14 protein-coding genes and 1 tRNA gene are annotated in these 16555 nt (G+C 73.1%); 8 read left to right on the top strand and 7 right to left on the bottom strand.

Annotated elements, in window-relative coordinates; all coding sequences use genetic code 11:
- Nucleotides 1-71 precede the first annotated feature (71 nt).
- Genes FRAQA3DRAFT_RS19045 through FRAQA3DRAFT_RS19055 form a run of 3 tightly spaced genes read left to right on the top strand, consistent with a single transcriptional unit; the run spans nucleotide 72 to nucleotide 3073 of the window.
- Entirely contained in the window at nucleotides 72-1142 is a 1071-nt protein-coding gene (locus FRAQA3DRAFT_RS19045) for a 3-dehydroquinate synthase (RefSeq protein ID WP_051054389.1), read from the top strand.
- Nucleotides 1139-1999 (top strand): shikimate dehydrogenase, encoded by an 861-nt coding sequence (locus FRAQA3DRAFT_RS19050; protein WP_009740683.1) that lies wholly within the window; start codon nucleotides 1139-1141, stop codon nucleotides 1997-1999. Before FRAQA3DRAFT_RS19045 ends, FRAQA3DRAFT_RS19050 begins: the two co-directional genes overlap by 4 nt.
- 18 nt (nucleotides 2000-2017) lie before the next feature.
- Nucleotides 2018-3073, top strand: coding sequence for an ROK family protein (locus FRAQA3DRAFT_RS19055; protein ID WP_009740684.1), 1056 nt, complete (start codon nucleotides 2018-2020; stop codon nucleotides 3071-3073).
- A gap of 85 nt (nucleotides 3074-3158) precedes the next feature.
- Here the strand turns inward: FRAQA3DRAFT_RS19055 and FRAQA3DRAFT_RS38840 are convergent, their stop codons facing one another.
- Genes FRAQA3DRAFT_RS38840 through FRAQA3DRAFT_RS19070 form a run of 3 tightly spaced genes read right to left on the bottom strand, consistent with a single transcriptional unit; the run spans nucleotide 3159 to nucleotide 6352 of the window.
- The gene (locus FRAQA3DRAFT_RS38840) at nucleotides 3159-4034 is read right to left on the bottom strand and encodes an HAD-IA family hydrolase (RefSeq protein ID WP_009740685.1); all 876 of its coding nucleotides are present in this window, start codon (nucleotides 4032-4034) and stop codon (nucleotides 3159-3161) included.
- Nucleotides 4035-4088: 54 nt separating this feature from the next.
- Complete coding sequence (locus FRAQA3DRAFT_RS19065) at nucleotides 4089-5171, bottom strand: Gfo/Idh/MocA family protein (RefSeq protein WP_198286930.1); 1083 nt, start codon at nucleotides 5169-5171, stop codon at nucleotides 4089-4091.
- A gap of 14 nt (nucleotides 5172-5185) precedes the next feature.
- A complete protein-coding gene (locus FRAQA3DRAFT_RS19070; RefSeq protein ID WP_009740687.1) occupies nucleotides 5186-6352 on the bottom strand; it encodes a DegT/DnrJ/EryC1/StrS family aminotransferase in 1167 nt (388 codons plus the stop codon).
- Between the two features lie 325 nt (nucleotides 6353-6677).
- On the opposite strand from FRAQA3DRAFT_RS19070, the gene FRAQA3DRAFT_RS19075 reads away from it, so the two are divergent.
- Entirely contained in the window at nucleotides 6678-7121 is a 444-nt protein-coding gene (locus tag FRAQA3DRAFT_RS19075; protein ID WP_009740688.1) for a type II 3-dehydroquinate dehydratase, read from the top strand.
- A 103-nt stretch (nucleotides 7122-7224) separates the two neighbouring features.
- Here FRAQA3DRAFT_RS19075 and FRAQA3DRAFT_RS19080 read toward each other — a convergent pair whose 3' ends face one another.
- The 3 genes from FRAQA3DRAFT_RS19080 to FRAQA3DRAFT_RS19090 all read right to left on the bottom strand — a co-directional run bounded on the left by FRAQA3DRAFT_RS19080 (nucleotide 7225) and on the right by FRAQA3DRAFT_RS19090 (nucleotide 9567).
- The gene (locus tag FRAQA3DRAFT_RS19080) at nucleotides 7225-8469 is read right to left on the bottom strand and encodes a hypothetical protein (RefSeq protein ID WP_009740689.1); all 1245 of its coding nucleotides are present in this window, start codon (nucleotides 8467-8469) and stop codon (nucleotides 7225-7227) included.
- A 561-nt stretch (nucleotides 8470-9030) separates the two neighbouring features.
- Nucleotides 9031-9103 (bottom strand) — tRNA-Arg (locus tag FRAQA3DRAFT_RS19085).
- Between the two features lie 239 nt (nucleotides 9104-9342).
- Nucleotides 9343-9567 (bottom strand): DUF3039 domain-containing protein, encoded by a 225-nt coding sequence (locus tag FRAQA3DRAFT_RS19090; RefSeq protein ID WP_011602139.1) that lies wholly within the window; start codon nucleotides 9565-9567, stop codon nucleotides 9343-9345.
- A gap of 202 nt (nucleotides 9568-9769) precedes the next feature.
- Here FRAQA3DRAFT_RS19090 and FRAQA3DRAFT_RS19095 point away from each other — a divergent pair, with 202 nt between their 5' ends.
- Entirely contained in the window at nucleotides 9770-10459 is a 690-nt protein-coding gene (locus tag FRAQA3DRAFT_RS19095; RefSeq protein ID WP_009740691.1) for a metal-dependent transcriptional regulator, read from the top strand.
- 70 nt (nucleotides 10460-10529) lie between these two features.
- Here the strand turns inward: FRAQA3DRAFT_RS19095 and FRAQA3DRAFT_RS19100 are convergent, their stop codons facing one another.
- A complete protein-coding gene (locus FRAQA3DRAFT_RS19100; protein WP_009740692.1) occupies nucleotides 10530-11933 on the bottom strand; it encodes an NlpC/P60 family protein in 1404 nt (467 codons plus the stop codon).
- Between the two features lie 265 nt (nucleotides 11934-12198).
- On the opposite strand from FRAQA3DRAFT_RS19100, the gene FRAQA3DRAFT_RS19105 reads away from it, so the two are divergent.
- The 3 genes from FRAQA3DRAFT_RS19105 (at nucleotide 12199) to FRAQA3DRAFT_RS19115 (ending at nucleotide 16540) form a co-directional block, all read left to right on the top strand.
- Nucleotides 12199-13485: an ammonium transporter gene (locus FRAQA3DRAFT_RS19105; protein ID WP_009740693.1), complete on the top strand. Its 1287-nt coding sequence runs from the start codon at nucleotides 12199-12201 to the stop codon at nucleotides 13483-13485.
- Nucleotides 13482-13823, top strand: a complete 342-nt coding sequence (locus FRAQA3DRAFT_RS19110; RefSeq protein WP_009740694.1) for a P-II family nitrogen regulator — start codon at nucleotides 13482-13484, stop codon at nucleotides 13821-13823. The genes FRAQA3DRAFT_RS19105 and FRAQA3DRAFT_RS19110 overlap by 4 nt, the downstream gene beginning before the upstream one ends.
- Before the next feature lie 293 nt (nucleotides 13824-14116).
- Nucleotides 14117-16540 (top strand): [protein-PII] uridylyltransferase, encoded by a 2424-nt coding sequence (locus FRAQA3DRAFT_RS19115; protein WP_009740695.1) that lies wholly within the window; start codon nucleotides 14117-14119, stop codon nucleotides 16538-16540.
- Nucleotides 16541-16555 lie beyond the last annotated feature (15 nt).

Here is a 16555-nt window from a genome sequence, read left to right on the forward strand (position 1 = left end):
GCGGCGGACCATCGGGGAGCACGGCGGATGGCCACGACACCTCGCGGATCCGGAGACGAAACGTGACGGGCATGCTTGCAACCCAGCCGATCAGCCCGATCGAGCGGATCGCCGCCGACCACCGGCGCGTCCCGGTGGAACTCGGCCCACGCAGCTACTCGGTCGACATCGGCGCCGGCGTCCGCCGGACCCTGCCCGACGTCGTGGCCCGCCTCGGCGCGAGGCGGGCTGTCATCGTCTCCGCCCGTCCCCTCGACGCCGTGCCGGACCCTGGCGTGCCGGCGCTGCGGCTGCCCGCCCGCGACGGCGAGGCGGACAAGACCCTGGCGAACGTCGAGGCGCTGTGCAGCCGGTTCGCGGACTTCGGGCTCACCCGCTCGGACGTCGTCATCTCCTGCGGCGGCGGGACGACCACCGACGTCGTGGGGCTCGCCGCCGCGCTGTACCACCGCGGCGTCGCCGTCGTGCACCTGCCGACCTCGCTGCTCGCCCAGGTCGACGCGAGCGTCGGCGGGAAGACCGCGGTGAACCTGCCCGCCGGCAAGAACCTCGTCGGCGCCTACTGGCAGCCCAGCGCCGTCCTCTGCGACACCGACTACCTGGCCACCCTGCCGCGCCGGGAATGGATCAACGGCTACGGCGAGATCGCGCGGGCCCACTTCATCGGGGCACCCGGGTTGCTCGGCCGGCCGGTCGCCGAGCAGATCGCGGCGAGCGTGGCGCTCAAGGCCGGGGTCGTGGCCCGCGATGAGCGCGACTCGCACCTGCGCCACATCCTCAACTACGGGCACACCCTGGGGCACGCCCTGGAACGCACCACCAACTACGCGCTGCGCCACGGCGAGGCCGTCGCCGTGGGCACCGTGTTCGCCGGCCGGCTCGCCGGGGCACTCGGCCGGATCGGGTCCGAGCGCGTCCGCGAACACCTCGACGTCGTGCAGGGCTACGGGCTGCCCAGTGCCCTGCCGGCCGGGGTGGAGCCCGCCGAGCTCATCGCCGTGATGCGGTTGGACAAGAAGTCGACGAACACCGGGCTGACCTTCGTCCTCGACGGCGCGCCCGCGCCGGAACTCGTGCCCGACGTCGACGAGGAGCTGGTGCTGGCGACGCTCGCCGCGATGCCCCGCGAGGACGCGGCGTGACGTCTCCGACCTCTTCCTCTCCGGCCCCGGCAACCCCGGCCCCCGCGACGCGGCCGGTAGGCGGCGCCACCCGGCTGTACGCGGTCATCGGCGACCCGGTCGCCCAGGTGCAGGCGCCATCGCTGCTCAACCCGCTGTTCGCCCGGCTCGGGATCGACGCCGTCCTCGTCCCGGTGCACGCCCGACCGGCGGACTTCGCCACCGTCCTGCGCGGACTCGCGGCCATCGTGAACCTGGACGGCATCCTCGTCACGATCCCGCACAAGGTCGCCGCCTGCGTGCTGGCCACCGAGCGCAGCCCTGCCGCGCGGATCAGCGGCAGCGCCAACGTGCTGCGCCGGCTGCCCGGCGGCGGCTGGCTGGCCGACAACTTCGACGGGGCCGGCTTCGTCCACGGGCTGACGGCCACCGGCCATCCGGTGCGCGGCCGGCGGGTCGCGCTGATGGGGGCCGGCGGGGCCGGCAGCGCGATCGCGGTCGCGCTGCTCGACGCCGGCTGCGGGCCGCTGTCGGTCTACGACCCGGACCGGACGAAGTGCGTGCAGCTGCTCGCCCGGCTGGACGAGCACTGGCCGGGCCGGGCCATCGCCGCGGCCGAACCGGCGCTGGGCGACGCGGACCTGGCGGTGAACGCCACCCCGCTCGGCCTGCGCCCCGGCGACCCGCTGCCCTTCCCACCCGACGCGCTGCCGGCGGGCTGCGTCGTCGCCGACATCATCATGAAACCGCCGCGGACCCGGCTGCTGGAGGCGGCCAGCGCGCTCGGGCTGCCGACTCATCCGGGCATCCACATGCTCGCCCACCAGCTCGACCTGTACCGGTCGTTCTTCGAACTCGGCCCGGCGGACCACGCCTGACGGCCTGGGAGGCTCCGCATGCACACCCTCGCCCCGCCGGTGACGCCCGGCGTCCTGGGCATCGACGTCGGCGGAACCAAGGTCGCGCTGCGCATCGAACCCGCCGACACCACCACACCCGTTCAGGCCACCGCACCCGCTCAGGCCACCGCACCCGCCAGCGCCCCGGCCCATGCCAGCGCCCCGGACGGCGTCCGTACTGCCGCGGGCGCCGTCACCGCGGTCGAGGCGACGTTCCGCTGGACGCCGTCGGCGAGCGCCGCTTGCGACCTCGGCGATCTCGCCACCCACGTGGCCGCCCTGCGGGCGAGGTGGGCCGGGCCGGTGGCCGCGGTCGGGGTGGCGATGCCGGCGACCATCGATCCGGCCGGCCGGGTGACGACCTGGCCGGGCCGACCGAGCTGGACGGGACTGGCGCTGGCCGACGCCCTGCGTGGCCTCGTGCCGGGGGCGGCCGTCGTCTGGGCTGACGACGGCGACCTCGCCGCGCTCGCGGAGGCCAATGCCGCCGGCTGCCCGGACCTGGTGTACCTCGGCCTCGGGACGGGCGTCGGTGGCGGGATCGTGCTGGACGGCCGGCCCTGCCCACGGCCGGGCCGCGGCTCGGCCGAGATCGGGCATCTGGTGATCTCCGCGGGGGGCCCGCCGTGCACCTGCGGACGGCAGGGTTGCGTGCAGGCCACAGCCAGCGGCCCCGCCACCCTGCGCCGGGCGGCACGGCACCGTGCCGGCGATGTCGGCGGCACCGGCGGATCGGCGGCCCGCGAGGAGGTCACCTTCGCCGAGCTACGCGCGGCCTGGCTCGCGGGGACCGGTTGGGCGGTGCGGGCGGTGCGGGAGAGCGCGCAGGCGGTCGCCGTCGCCGTGGTCGGGCTGACCGAGCTGCTCCATCCCGCGATGGCGGTGGTCGGCGGCGGATTCGCGGATGGACTGCCCGGGTTCGCCCAGGCCGTCGACGAACAGGCCCGCGAGCTCGGGCGCCCGGGTCATCCCCCCGCGCCGGTGCGGGCCGCGGTGCTTGGTGGCCTGTCGTCCCTGTCGGGCGCGATCCTGCTGGCGCGCCAGGCGCCCTGACCGACCCGCCCGCGGCGAGGCCGGGCCGGATCGCCGCGGGGTGCGGCAGGGACGGCCGGTGCGGTCCGGCCGTCCCTCGGTGGGGTCAGTCGCGCCCGAGTAGACTCCCGGCCCGGTGGGCCGCGGTCGCCAGGGTCGGCGGTCCGGCCAGCAGGTCCCCACGTGCGGTGGGGACGTCGACCGACCCCGCGACGAGCGCATCCGACGCGGCCGGTCCCGCTGCGGCCCGGTCCGCTGCCGCCCGGTCCGCCGCACCGCAGCCGGAGACCGCCGCAGTCGCCCGGGTGCCGTCCTCGCCGAGCAGCGCCAGCAGCTCCGCGGGGCGGTGCAGCACCGCGTCCGGGCGGGCCGCGAGCAGCTCGACGCCGTCCGTCTCGCCCCACAGCGCGGCGACCGCCATGACCCCGGCGGCGCGGGCGCTGTCGATGTCCGCGACCGCGTCACCGAGCATCATCGCCTCGGCCGGCGCCGCTCCCAGCAGGTCGAGCGCGCGCAGCACGATGTCCGGGGCGGGCTTCGGCCGCGCAATCTCGTCGGAGCCGATCACGTGGTCGAACAACGACAGCACGCCGAGTTCTCCGAGCAGGTGGCGGGCCCGCGGGCCGGACTTACCGGTGGCGACCGCCAACCCGTGGCCACGGGCGCGCAGCCGGCGCAGCATCTCCTCCACGCCGTCGAAGAGAACCACCTCGCGGGCGAGCCGGTAGCTCTCCCGCACGAACGGCTCCTCCATCGCCAGCGGCAGGTTCATGATCCGCATGATGTCGGGGAAGTAGCGGCCAAGGTGGCGGTTGTACTCCTCGAACGGCGGCTCGCCGGGGCCGACGACCTCCGCGTAGGCAATCGTGAACGCCTGCCGCATCACGCCGAAACTGTCGACGAGCACGCCGTCGAGATCGAAGATCACTGTCTGCCGGTGCGCGCCGCCGGCCACCGGCCGGCCCCCCAGGTCCGTTCCCACATGCCCCCCCGGGCTCGACGAATAGAAAATCGGTGTTTTATACGCGCGACGTCATCAGCCCGCGCGGACGAGCTGCGGCGCGGACCGGTGCGAGCGCGCCGAGTCGTAGAGGCGCTCGATGGCCGCGATCGTCGGCCGGACCTCGGCGATCGCCCGCCCCCGGGCGGCCGGGTCGGCCAGCATCGCCGGCAGCTCGTCGAGCTGGCGGCGGTACTCGGTCCCGATCGGCTCGTCCGGCAGCGGCACCGCCGTGGTCTGCCCGGTCCGGGTCAGGGACAGGACCGAGCGGTCCTGCCGGTTCGGTCCGAAGCCGAAGGTGCAGCGCAGCGAGGCGGTGCCGGCGGCCCCCTCGACGTTGATCGCGGTGAGGTCGCGGGCTTCGTGCGATGCCCAGCTCGCCCGCAGGGACACCGAGGTCCCGTCCTCGGTCACCAGGAAACCGCGCGCCGTGTCCTCCACGTCCCCGCCCCCGGCGGGAGCGGCCTGCGCGCCGTGGCGCCAGGACGCCGCCCACGCACCGTCGCTGACGAAGTCGTCGGACGTCGTCCCGACCACCTGGTGGAAGTCGACGCTGCCGAGCAGGGGGGTGAGCGTGTCCAGCAGATGCCAGCCGAGGTCGACCAGCGCGCCGCCACCGGACTGCTCCCGGCGGGTGAACCAGCCGCCCGCGTCTGGGATGCCACGGGCGCGAATCCAGGCGAGGTCGATGTGGCGGATCGCGCCGAGCCCCGCCGCGACCTCGTAGAGCCGGCTGACGTCGGCCCGGTAGCGCGCGGCGCTGCCGGCCAGCAGGGTGACGTCACCGGCTCGTTCGGCCGCGGCGAGCCGGTCCGCCTCCGCCGAGCTCAGGCAGACCGGCTTCTCCAGGAAAACCGGGATGCCGGCGGTCAGCAGCCGCTCGGCGATGTCGGCGTGCCGATGGTTGGGCACCGCCACGACGGCGAGGTCGAACCGGGCCGAGCCGAGCTCGGCGACGTCGGCCAGCAGTTCGAGGTCCGGGTGCGCGGCGGCCACCGAGGCGCGGGCGGCGGGATCGGGATCGACCGCCGCGGCCACCGCGAACCGGGGGTGCTCCCGCAGCCTGGGCAGCCAGATGGACCGGCCGGCCCAGCCCAGCCCGACGACGGCGACCCGCACCGGCGCCGCCGCCGTCACTGTGCCGCCAGGGTGTCGGCCACGACCGCCGCAACCTCGTGCATCTGCTCCTCGGTGCCCAGCAGCGTCCGGTGGTGCAGCCAGACGCCGTCGGCGCTCAGCGCCTCGGTGTTGGGGCACCGCTTCGCGATGTCGTCCACTGACTCGTCCGGGGCGCCGGTCTCCCAGAACCCGTCGGAACGGTAGATCGCCCGGAACGCGGCGAAGGCGGGCAGACCCCGCTCGACGAGAGCGTCCACGAACGCGTTACGCCGCTGTTCGCTGAATCCGGGAAGGCGGAACATCGCCATGTAATGCGGATTACGGTCGCAGCGTTCGTCGCGGCCCTGCGGCACGACGCCGGGAATGGTCGCGAGCGCGCTCGCGAGCACCGGCCACCGCTGTTCGCGGGTGTCGATCTGGCCGGCCAGGCGACCGAGCTGGGCGCGCAGAACCGAGGCGGAGAATTCGTTGAGCCGGAAGTTCGACCCGGAGGTCTGGTGGAAGTACCGGCGGTCGGTCCGGGGCCGCCCGCAGCTGTGCCGCAGAAACGCGGCCTCGTGCAGCCCGGAGTCCGGGAAGGTGACGGCACCGCCCTCACCCGCGGTCATCAGCTTGCCGTTCTGGAAGCTGAACGCCGCCACCGAGCCGAGCTCGCCGACCTTTCGCCCCTGCCACTGGGCGCCGTGCGCGTGCGCGGCGTCCTGGATCAGCGGGACGCCGGTGTCGGCGGACAGCTTCGCCAGGGCGTCCATGTCGGAGACCTGACCGGCCATGTGCACCGGCATGATCGCCTTGGTACGGGGGGTGACGGCGGCAGCCGCCGCCTCGGGATCGATGCAGTAGGTGTCCAGGTCGACGTCGACCGGCACGGCGACCGCGCCGAGGCGCTGCGCGGCCTGGGAGGAGGAGATGAACGTGAACGCCGGGACGATGACCTCGGTGCCCGGGCCCACACCCAGCACCTGAAGGGCGAGCTCGAGGGCGTGGGTGCCATTCGTGACGGCGAGCGCGTAGTCGGCGCCGTGATAGACGGCGAATTCCCGCTCGAAGCTGTCGACCTCGCTGCCGCCCATGCGCCACCACTGACCCTGCTCCAAGGCCCGGATCAGACCGTCGCGCTCCTCGTCGGAGTACTGCGGCCAGGCCGGCAACTCCGGTGCGCGTCGCACTACACCGCTCATGGTCCCCACCCTTTTCTTACGTGACGATAAGGTTCGCGCAAGGATCCCGGCCCGTCGACGGTTCATTACCGTGAGCTGCCTGAAGAATCTACGCGATAGGTGCGCGACGGACCGTACCCCAACGCCCCCGACTGGTCTGCCGTCCCCCGGACGGAACTACCAAAAGACCAACGCAAGGACAATCAATACACTATACGCACACTGCCGGCACACTCGGTCGCGTCATTCCCGAACCTATGTGACCCGGTGATGACCGCACCATAGCTGCGATATCGTCCACGGGGCGCCGGCCGACCGGGCCGGTCGGCAAGAGTGATGAGGTCTGGTGAGCACGCTTCTTCTGGTAAACGGCCCGAACCTGGGCATACTCGGCCGGCGGCAGCCCGAGGTGTACGGCACGGCCACTCTGGCCGACATTGAATCCGCCGTCACCGCTCGGATTGCCGACCGCGGCTGGAAACTGGTCTCCGTTCAGCGGGAATCCGAGGGCGAGCTAATCCACGCCATTCAGGATAACTACGACTCGGTCGGCGCGATCGTCAACCCCGGCGCGCTGATGATGTACGGCTGGAGTCTTCGGGACGCACTCGCGAACTATCCGAACCCGTGGATCGAGGTGCATCTGTCGAACGTCTGGGCACGGGAGTCCTTCCGGCACGAGTCGATCCTGTCGGCGTTGGCCCGTGGGGTCATCGTCGGCCTCGGCCCGCTGGGCTACGAGCTCGCCGCCCAGGCACTGCTCGATCTGGTGCCCGCCGCCTCCGACTGAGCGGCCGTCCGCCGGCCTCAGGTCCGGTCGCGGGCCGATCCTCGGCCGATCCTCGGCCGGTCCCGGCGCGCCACGTGCCGCCCGCGCACGTGCCGCCGCGCCGTCAGTCCGCGGCCAGTGCCCGGGCGGCCGCGTCGGCGACGGCCGGGGTCAGGCGCGGATGGTCGACGGGCGGCAGCAGGCCGCCGGGCGGGGTCAGGTCGACCAACGCCTGGACAGCGGCCAACCGCGCCGCCGTGCTGATGGGCCGGTGGGTCCGCACCGCCGCGCGCAACAGGCCGGGCAGGGCGTGCAGCGGGCGCGGACCGGAGGTGGCCGAGGCCAGCGGCGGGGGCGTCTCCGGCCGGGTCCGCAACACGGGCACCTGCTCGGGCGGCGAGGCGAGGCCGATGAGGTCGACAAGCAGGTCGAGGTGGGCCGCGAGCCGGTGCAGCGGCTGGATCCCGTAGGCGAGCGGGTCGTACAGGGTGAGATCCCGGATCCCGGCGGCGAGGAGCAGGCCGGCGAGGTCGCCGCCGCGGGCCGGGTCGACGACGGCGACCCGGGCCCGTTGCGGCCGCAGCCCCCGGCCGCGCAGGTGGTTGAGGACGGCGGCGGTGGCGGCGACGGCGAGGCCGTCGTTGACGGTGTCGAGCAGCGGTGTGGCGCCCGGCCGCGGCACCGCGCGGACCGCGTCGATGTGGCTGACGTGCGTGTGGACCAGAACCGTGGCGGCGAAGCCGGGCGCGAGCATGCCGATCGCCCGGCCGAGCTCGGCGGCGTCCCGCGCGGCGATGGGCATCGGGATGACGTCGAGACCGGTCGCCCGGTGCAGGTGGACCGCCTGGGACTCCACCGCCGGCAGGGCCGCCTCGGCGGCGAGCGGCTCGAAGTCCAGCACGGCGCTGGCGTCGGAGAGCAGCGCCACTCGGCGGGGCCGCCCGGTGAACAGATCGGTGTGGGTCGGGTGGGTGGCCAGATGACGGATGACCCGCCGGTCCGCGTCCGCGTCGAGGAGCGCGAGATCGTGCCCCGTGGTCACCGACGCGCACAGGGACTGGGTGAGCTTGCCTGTCGCCGCGACGACGAAGACCGGGTCCTCGGTCTGGAGCAGGTCGGCGCCGAGGCGGTTACGCAGGGCACGCAGCAGCCACGTCAGCGTCGGGCCGCTGTCCGCGTCGAGAGTGATCCGGCGGCCCGCCGGGTCCGGCTCGTCCGCATAGCAGGTGATCGTGCCGGGACTGGCGGCGATGACCGCGTCGATGTCGGCCCGCGCCCCGCGCGGCACCCGGACCGTGACGCTGTATGCCGGATTGGCCGCGGCCGCCTGCCCGGACCCGTCGGCCTCACCCTGGCCTGGGGCGCTCACGCCGACCCCACGATCACCCCGACCCGTCCCGCTCGCGGCGGGCCACCCCGCCGCCGCCTGCCCCCTGTCCCGACTGCCCCTGTCCCGACTGCCTCCGCCCCGCTCGCTTCTGCCCCGCAGGCCCTTGCCACGCCGTGTCCATGACCATCGTCCCGCCGCGGTACCCGACTCGTCACGAGCCACTCTCCATGATCGTCACACCCGGGACGGAGCCGATGGTCCGGTCCGGTCCGGCGACGCGGAAACGCCGCGCCATCGCTGGGCCCGCCGCCGATCCGGCGAAGCGTCGACGCCTGGAGGGAACGGATTATGCGCACTTCAGACCTTTTGATGACTTTCCCACCAGATACTCAGATCCTGACCCCACCAGGGGCGCAGACGCCACACATGCGAGCACGTTCCGGCTGCGCCCACGCCCGGCGGGCCAACCGTGGCGGACGGGCCGCCGCTCTCCCGCCGACGCCCGCGCGCCACTCGCTCCGAGGCTGTGGGCGCGGCTGCACGACAGCGCCTCCCGCGGGCGTGGCCCGACTCGGAAACTCCCTGAACCGTAGGCGAACGTGCCCCAGGCAGGAATCGGACCTGCGGCCTACCGCTTAGGAGGCGGTCGCTCTATCCACTGAGCTACTGGGGCGGAGGGGGCATCGGATCGACGCCGTGGCGATCGTACGGCCACCGGACGGGATGCCGGGGGAGGCAACACCTTCAGGACTGCGCAATTACCTGCAAGATCGGCCGCCTGTCCCGATTCTTCCACTTCTTCTTCCGCGCGGCGCTACACCACGGCCACCCTCCGAGGGTGGGCGATCGGTCACCCACCGCTACGAAGTTCGGCCGGCGCACTCGCCGTCCCGGCCGCCGAGGACCGGCCGGTCAACCGAACTGTTGGGCCATCTCGACGAGCTCCTTGCACTTCGGGCAGATCGGGAACCTCGAGGGGTCCCGGACGGGTTCGAACTTGTAGCCGCAGAGCGCGGTGACTCGACCGCCCTCGATGGACGCGCGGACGATCTCCTCCCGGCGGGCGTAGTGGGAGTGGTCGTCGCCCTCGTCCGTGCGGGTGTCCGACGTCTCAGGTGCGATCTGAGTCGTGCTCATGGTGTCGATTCTAGTGCGGTCGTCGACGGCGCCCCGGGCGGGTGAGCCCCCGTCCGGGGCCGGCTTGCCAGCGGGGCACCGGACCGGTATGCGGCCGGGTCGGGCCCGCGCGGGAAACTGTCCGGGGGACACTGCGTACACAGGACGCATGGCCCTTGCGACCTGTGGACGGGGCGTACTCTGGATGGGACGAAGGAGACCGGTGACTGGACTGATCGACAGTACCGAGATGTACCTCCGCACCCTGTACGAACTGAGGGAAGAGGGCATCCCCCCGCTACGCGCGCGTCTGGTGGAGCGGTTGCACGTGAGCGCGCCCGCCGCCAGCGAGTCGACGGCTCGCATGGCCAACGAGGGACTCGTCTCCCTCGCCGACGACCGGACCGTCCAGTTCACCGAGAAGGGTCTGCTGCGGGCCACCGCCGTCATGCGCAAGCACCGGCTGGCCGAGCTGCTGCTCACCAAGGTCATCGGGCTCGACTGGGCGCTGGTGCACAACGAGGCGTGCCGCTGGGAGCACGTGATCTCCGACGAGGTCGAGGCCCGGCTGACCGTCCTGCTCGGTGATCCGAAGCGCTGCCCGTTCGGCAACGAGATTCCGCCCGCCCAGCACGGCGACGCGCCGCGGCCCACCGCCGCTCCCGTCAGCCTGCTGGCCTCCGCCGACCGGGCTGCCGCGGATGGCAGCCGGCCGGTGACGGTGAGCTGGATCTCCGAGCGGCTGCAGACCGACGAGGGCGCCATGCGTCGGCTGCAGGATGCCGCGATCGTGCCCGGCGCCCAGATCATGCCGGGTTCCCGCGGCGATCTGATCCACGTCGTCTCCCCGAACGGTCAGAGCGACGCGGAGATCAGTCGCAGCACGGCGGCTCTCGTCTACGTGGACCACTGACCCTGCCCTGCCGGTACACGGACTGCCGGTACACGGACTGCCGGCCACTGATCCCCCCGGGTGGCCGGCGTCAGGCCCCCGGCCGGATGCCTCCCTGAAAGCTCGACCACCAGACCTTCTCCACTCGGACCACCTCGCCGGTGCGGGGAGCGTGGATCATCTTCCCACTCCCCACGTAAATCCCGACGTGATCGAGATCGGGGTAGAAAAAGACGAGGTCCCCGGGGATGAGAGCGGCGCGGCTCACCCGACGTCCCTCGTCCCACTGTGATCCGGTGTAGTGGCTGAGCGCGACGCCCGCCTTCCCCCAGACCCACTGGGTCAGCCCGGAGCAGTCGAAGGTTCCCGGCCCCTCGGCCCCCCACACGTAGGGCTTCCCAAGCTGGGCGTATGCCTCTCGCACCGCGGTCGCCGCGCCGCCGCCGCCCACCGGCGCGGCCGCCGCCGCCGTGATCGGAGCCGCGACGAAGGCCCGGCCAGCCACCGCGGCCACCCCGGACTCCTGGCGGTAGCGGGCCCGCTCGGCCGCCGCCTGGCGTGCCACCGCGGCCGCCGCCGCGGCCGCGGCGGCCTGCCGGGCTCGCTGGGCGGCGGCCTGCCGGGCCCGGGCCTGCCGTTCCAGCTCGGCGTAGCGCGACTCCAGCCGCTGCAACAGGCCGCGTTGCTCGTCGGCCGCGGCCTCGATGGTCCGCTTGCGCGCGGCGAGATCCGCAACGATCTTCTTCTTGCCGACGAGGGCAGCGTCGGCGCTGCGCCGGGCCTCGGTGAGATCACGGCGGGCCAGCCGCAGGCCGGTGCCCGCCACCCGCTGCCGGCGGGCGAGGGCGTCGACGGCGCCCGCCCGGTCGAGGGCCCGGCGAGGATCGCCGGTCAGCAGCAGCGACAGCTGGGCGAAGCCACCCGCGCGGTCCGCCGACACGGCGAGCCCCCGGTGCTGGTCCGCGGCCTCGCGCACCGCCCGGTCCGCCCGGTCCACGCGGGCGGCGGCGGCCGTCGCGGCCCGCTCCGCCTCGGCGAGCCGGATCCGTTCGGCGTTGAAGGCCTCGGTGGCGCTCGCCGTCTGTCGGGCCGATCCATCAAGCTTTGCGCGCGTGCGCCCAATTTCGTCCTGGACGTCGGCGAGGCTCTGCGACTTCGGCCAAGTGGCCGACGGGGCATGCGCCGCCCAGGCGGAACCGGCGGGGCCGGCGACGGTCGCGGGGCCGGCGAGGAGAATGCCGGCCAGGCCAAGGACAATGAGGCCTGCGACTTTCGGATCTGCGACGTTGGCGTGGGCTGCCGATTTGCCTGCTGCGACTTTCGGGCTGCCGGGACGCGGGTTCGATCCGCCCGGTCGTTGTCGTGGGATGGGCAGGACGGGCTCGGCGGATCCGCCGAGGTCAATGGGAACGCGCCGGCCGACGGCGCTGGGGTGGCGGGTCTCGGGGTCCGGTTCGCCGACGCTATGCCAGCCCTCCGTAGGGACACTGCTCACACCGCCGAACGGTAACTGTACGCAGTTATACAGTCACGGAAGCACGCCGAACCGGTCGGAGAGTCTCCGTGCGCCCACCGCTAGGCGACCAAAACGGGCCACAGGCCGCCCAATTTAGCGATTTCACACGTCAGAAACAGCTAAGACACAGGTCGGGAACAGATCTTATCGACTCTTCGGACCCGAAGGATCCGGGACGAGCGCAGCGTGGCCGGGGACCGGGGACCGCAGTCCGCGCGACGCGCGGGGGGATGACAGGAGAGACATGGACCAATTGGATTCGGGCGATACCGCGTGGATGCTCATCAGTTCGGCGATCGTGCTGTTCATGACGCCCGGACTGGCGTTCTTCTACGGCGGCATGGTCCGAGCGAAGAACGTCCTCGGCATGATCATGCAGAACTTCTTCTGCATCGGCATCGTCACGCTCGTGTGGTCGGTCGTGGGCTTCAGCATCGCCTTCGGGGAGGGCAACGGCTTCTGGGGCGGGTTCGACTTCTTTGCGCTGCAGGACCTGTCCGGTAGCGACAACGCGATCCCGTATGTCGTGTTCGTGGCCTTCCAGCTCATGTTCGCGATCATCACCCCCGCGCTCATCACCGGTTCCGTCGCCGACCGCATGAAGTTCAGCGCCTTCGCGATCTTCGTGACGCTGTGGTCACTGCTGGTCTACTCGCCGATCGCGCACTGGGTGTGGGCGAGCAAGGGCTGGCTGTTGGAGCGCGGCGCGATGGACTTCGCGGGTGGCACGGTCGTCCACGCCAACGCCGGTATCGCCGCCATCGCGCTGGCCCTGGTCCTGGGCAAGCGGGCCGGCTGGCCGAGCGGGGACTTCCGCCCGCACAACGTGCCGTTCGTCCTGCTCGGCACCGGCATCCTGTGGGTCGGCTGGTTCGGGTTCAACGCCGGTTCGGCGCTGGGCGCGAACAAGGTCGCCGGGTACGCCCTGCTCAACACCCAGATCGCGACCGGTGTCGCGATCCTCGGCTGGCTCGCGATCGAGAAGATCCGCGACGGCAAGGCCACCACGCTGGGCGCCGCGTCCGGTGCGGTCGCGGGTCTCGTCGCCATCACCCCGGCCTGTGGTTACGTCTCCCCGATGGGTTCGATCGCGATCGGCGCCATCGCCGGCGTCGTCTGCGCACTGGCCACCTCGATCAAGGGCAAGGTCGGCATCGACGACTCGCTCGACGTCGGCGCGGTCCACCTCGTCGGCGGTGTGCTCGGCGCCCTGCTCACCGGTTTCTTCGCCACCGTGGACACCAACTCGTTGGCCCACGACGGCATCTTCTACGGCGGTCCGTGGAGCGTCCTCGGCGAGCAGGCCCTCGCCGTCGGCGCGACGCTCGGCTACTCGGCCGTCGTGACGGCACTCATCGCACTCCTGATCAAGTACACGATCGGGCTGCGCTTGAGCGACGAGGACCAGATCACCGGCATGGACGAGTCGCTGCACGGCGAGACGGCCTACCGGTTCACCTCCATCGGTGGGGGCGGCTCACTGTCCTCCAGCGTCACCCCTGTCAAGGTGCCTGAGGAGGCCAAGGCATGACCAAGCTGGTCACCGCCGTCATCAAGCCCTTCAAGATCGACGACGTGAAGGCGGCGCTGGAGAACCTGGGGGTGCACGGCCTGACGATCTCCGAGGTCCAGGGCTATGGCCGACAGAAGGGCCACACGGAGGTCTACCGCGGCGCGGAGTACAAGGTCGACTTCGTTCCGAAGATCAAGATCGAGGTCGTCGTGGCCGACGAGGCCGCCGACGACCTGGTCGCCGCGATCACGTCGGCCGCCCAGACCGGCAAGATCGGCGACGGCAAGGTCTGGGTCGTCCCGGTCGACTCCGTGGTCCGGGTGCGCACCGGGGAGCGAGGCGCCGACGCGCTGTAGCACCACGTGGCGGCTCCAGGGCACCACGTGGCGGCTCCGGCACCACCCGACCGATCCGGGCACCACCAGACTGCTCTGGGCAGCACATGGTTGCCCGGGGCACCACTCGGTAATCGCACCACGCAGGTAACACCAGAGGTCGCGGACGCTCCGGGCCCCGGCCCGGGCGTTTCCTCCTTGCCCGATCACATGAAGCGGCACCGCACGATCATCGACGCGGTGCCGCGCCATGTGTCGGCCCGGCCCGCGCGGGCCGGGTCTGTTGGAACGGCCGAAGCCGGAGGAGGACAGCCATGAGGGACCGTCTGGAAATCCTCAGGGGGCGGTCCGGTCAGCTGCCCGCGGTGACCGGGCCGCAGCTGCGCCGCATCCTCACCGACCTGGCCGACGAGGCCCTCACCGAACTGTTCGGCGATCCCGGCCCCGGCGTCGCTCTCGTCGCCGTCGGTGGCTACGGCCGAGCGGAGCCGGCCTTCGGCAGCGACCTCGATCTGGTCCTCCTCCACGACGGCGCCCACCCGGACATCGCCGCCGTCGCCGACGCCGTCTGGTATCCGCTGTGGGACGCCGGCATCGGCCTCGACCACAGCGTGCGCACCGTCGACGAGGCGATCACGGTGGCCGACGACGATCTGAAGGCCGCGCTCGGTCTGCTCGACGCCCGCCATGTCGCGGGCGACGCGGCGCTGACCGCCGACCTCGCCCGCCGCGCCCGCACCCGCTGGCGCACCCGCGCCCCGAAACGACTGCCCGACCTCGCCGCCGCCGTGGCCGAGCGGGCCGCCCGGCTCGGTGAGGTGGCCTTCCTGCTCGAACCGGACCTCAAGGAGTCCCGCGGCGGGCTGCGCGACGTGCACGCCCTGCACGCCCTCGCCGCGGCCTGGGTCGCGGAGGTCCCCTCCGACCGGGTGCTGGCCGCCGCGGGGGTGCTGCTCGACGCCCGCGGCGAGATCCGCCGGCTCGGCGCCGGCCGCCCGCAGGACCGGCTGCTGTTGCAGGACGCCACGGCGGTGGCCACCGCGCTCGGCTACGCCGACTCGATGGCGCTCGCCCACGCCGTCGCCGACGCCGGCCGGACGATCTCCTGGGCCTGGGACGCGACCTGGTACCGCACCGCCGCCGGGCTGCGCAACACCTCCCGCTGGCGTGGCCGGCGTCCCGTCCGGCGTCCCCTGGACGAGGGGGTGATCGACCAGGGCGGCGAGATTCAGCTCGCCCTCGACGTCGAACCGGCGAAGGACCCGGCCCTCGTCCTGCGCGTCGCGGCGGCCGCCGCCCGCACCGGGCTGCCGCTGGGCCGCTACGCCGTCGACCGGCTCGCCCTTGAAGCGCCGCCGATGCCGCAGCCGTGGCCGCCCGCCGCGCGCGACGCGCTCGTCGCCCTGCTCGCCACCGGCGATGCCGCCGTCGGCGTGCTCGAGTCCCTCGACCAGGTCGGCCTGCTGGTCCGGCTGCTGCCCGAGTGGGCCGCCGTGCGCAGCCGCCCGCAGCGCAACCCCTACCACCGCTATACCGTCGACCGGCACCTGATGGAGACCGCGGCCCGCGCCGCCGCGTTCACCCGCGACGTGGACCGCCCCGACCTGCTGCTGCTCGGCGCGCTCCTGCACGACATCGGCAAGGGCTTCCCCGGGGACCACACCGACGCCGGCATCGAGCAGATCCGGCGGATCGGCCCCCGGCTCGGGCTGCCCGCCGAGGACGTCGACGTGCTCGTTGCGATGGTCCGCCACCACCTGTTGCTCGGCGAGACGGCCACACGGCGGGACATCGACGATCTCGCGACCATCCAGGCCGTCGCCACCGCCGCCGGCAGCGATCGGCTCCTCACCCTGCTGCACCGCCTGACCGAGGCCGATTCCCGGGCCACCGGGCCGACCGCGTGGACCGCCTGGAAGGCGCGCCTGATCAACGACCTGGTCGAACGGTCCCGGGCGCTGCTCGGCGGCGAGCGGGTGCCCTGCCCGCCGCGGCTCGACGACCGTCAGCGCGGTCTGCTCGCCCTGCCGGAGGAGTACGTCGTCCAGGTCAATCCGCTGCCCGACGAGGGGATGTTCGAGATCGTCGTGGTCAGCGCCGACCAGGTCGGGCTGCTCGCCGTCACCGCCGGTGTCCTCGCGCTCAACCGGCTCGACATCCGGCGGGCCTCCGCCCGCAGCGCCAATGGGCGCGCGCTGCTGCAGGCCGCGGTCGCCGCCCCGCATGGCCGGGTGCCGGAGGAGGCGAAGCTGCTCGCGGACCTGCGGGCCGCCCTCGCCGGCAGCCTCGACATCGCCGAGCGGCTCGCGGCCCGGGAACGCGACTACTCCGGCGCGAAGCAGTGGACCACTCCCGGCCCACCGCAGGTCATCTTCGACGACGGCCTGGGCTCGACCACCGTCCTCGAGGTGCGCGCCCCCGACCGGGCCGGTGTGCTGTTCCGGATCGTGCGGGCGCTGTCCGGGCTGAGGCTCGATGTCGCCACCGCCATCGTCGCCACCCTCGGGCTCGACGTGGTCGACGCCTTCTACGTCCAGGAGGCCGACGGCCGACCGGTGGCGGACGACGCCCGCCGCCGCGAGATCGCGCGCGCGGTGCTCGCCGCGCTGGGGACGGGCGATCTCCCCGACCAGACGGCGCCGGCGGAGCGCACCGGCTCCGCCGGCCGCGGCTGTGATCCATCCCCCCCGCCCGGTCCGGCACCCGGGCCGTTGGCACCCTCAGGGGAGACGCTATGATGGGCGAGCACGTTG

The organism is Frankia sp. QA3 (assembly GCF_000262465.1).
GTDB lineage: Bacteria > Actinomycetota > Actinomycetes > Frankiales > Frankiaceae > Frankia.

Excerpts from the sequence above, each read along its gene's own strand:
- FRAQA3DRAFT_RS19045 (WP_051054389.1), top strand. The coding sequence starts at position 72 with ATGCTTGCAACCCAGCCGATCAGCCCGATCGAGCGGATCGCCGCCGAC.
- FRAQA3DRAFT_RS19055 (WP_009740684.1), top strand. The coding sequence starts at position 2,018 with ATGCACACCCTCGCCCCGCCGGTGACGCCCGGCGTCCTGGGCATCGAC.
- FRAQA3DRAFT_RS19070 (WP_009740687.1), bottom strand. The coding sequence starts at position 6,352 with ATGAGCGGTGTAGTGCGACGCGCACCGGAGTTGCCGGCCTGGCCGCAG.
- FRAQA3DRAFT_RS19090 (WP_011602139.1), bottom strand. The coding sequence starts at position 9,567 with ATGAGCACGACTCAGATCGCACCTGAGACGTCGGACACCCGCACGGAC.
- FRAQA3DRAFT_RS19105 (WP_009740693.1), top strand. The coding sequence starts at position 12,199 with ATGGACCAATTGGATTCGGGCGATACCGCGTGGATGCTCATCAGTTCG.
- FRAQA3DRAFT_RS19110 (WP_009740694.1), top strand. The coding sequence starts at position 13,482 with ATGACCAAGCTGGTCACCGCCGTCATCAAGCCCTTCAAGATCGACGAC.
- FRAQA3DRAFT_RS19115 (WP_009740695.1), top strand. The coding sequence starts at position 14,117 with ATGAGGGACCGTCTGGAAATCCTCAGGGGGCGGTCCGGTCAGCTGCCC.